Source organism: Rhodoplanes sp. SY1, assembly GCF_046000175.1.
Classification (GTDB): domain Bacteria; phylum Pseudomonadota; class Alphaproteobacteria; order Rhizobiales; family Xanthobacteraceae; genus Rhodoplanes.
In genome coordinates this window covers 1-979 of record NZ_JBEOMB010000427.1, presented here as the reverse complement: position 1 = coordinate 979, position 979 = coordinate 1, and the positions used below count along the sequence as shown (strand labels likewise).

General features: G+C 71.8%; 1 protein-coding gene and 1 pseudogene. Both read left to right on the top strand.

Going from position 1 to position 979, the window contains the following annotated elements:
- The first annotated feature begins 76 nt into the window (after nucleotides 1-76).
- The gene (locus ABTU92_RS30145; protein ID WP_408095207.1) at nucleotides 77-733 is read left to right on the top strand and encodes a hypothetical protein; all 657 of its coding nucleotides are present in this window, start codon (nucleotides 77-79) and stop codon (nucleotides 731-733) included.
- Between the two features lie 32 nt (nucleotides 734-765).
- Nucleotides 766-979: pseudogene (locus tag ABTU92_RS30140) on the top strand (ATP-binding protein); the annotation flags it as partial.

Sequence of the window (979 nt, the reverse complement as noted above, 5' to 3'; positions counted from 1 at the left end):
CGCGCCGCGCCGCCGGGCTCGCCGCGGCGTGGGCGGTGGAGGGCGTCTGCCCGGGCGACCGCGTGCTGGTCGCGGTGTGGACCCGGCCGACGCCGGCCGCATCTACGCCTTCGATGCCGAGGACGGCCGCTTCGTCGGCGAGGGCCTGTGCCCCGAGCTGGCCGGCATCGATCCGGCGGCCCTGATGGCGGCGCGGCGCGCCGCGCAGGCCGAGATCCTCGACGAGGCGACCCGCGAGGCGCGGCGCACGATCAAGGAGATCACCAAGGGGCCGGCCCTGATCGAGCGCGTGCTGTCCGTGGCCGAGCGCGACGTCGAGGCTGCGAAGGCGCCGAACGTGATCACGTTGCCGAAGCGCACCGAGTCTCACGAGACGCCGGCGATCGCCGCCGCGCTCGACGCGATGACCCCGCGTCGGGCCGACCCGCCGACGCCGTCGGTCGTCATGGCGTCCACGCTGACGCTGAAGAACGCCGAGGACCAGATCGTGCGCCCGCTGCGCACCGAGGAGACGCCGCACCAGCGCTGGAAGCGCGCCCTCGATCTGATCGGCCGGATCGCCAAGGGCGATCCGGTGCCGGCCGACTGGGCGATGTGGCTCGGCGGCTACCGGGCCGGCCCGGAGTTCAAGGGCTTCGCGCTCACCTACGGCGACCCGCTGGAAACCGATGCCCCGCAGGGCGCCGAGACGAAAAGCCCCGCCGCGTCCTGGCACGACGCGACGGGGCTCTAGAGCAGCAATTCGAGACCATCAACGGAGGGAAGATGTCGACGACAACCCCTGGCGTCAAGGGTGGACAGGTTCCGCTCAAGAACGTGGCGCGTTTCATGGCCCTCACGGTCAAGCTGATCGAGCGCGAGCCGCATCTGCCGAACATCGGCGTCTGTCACGGACCGAGCGGCTACGGGAAGACGTACGCGAGCATCTACGCGCAGAACAAGACGCGCGCCGTGCGGGTCGAGGTCGGCGAGAGCTGGA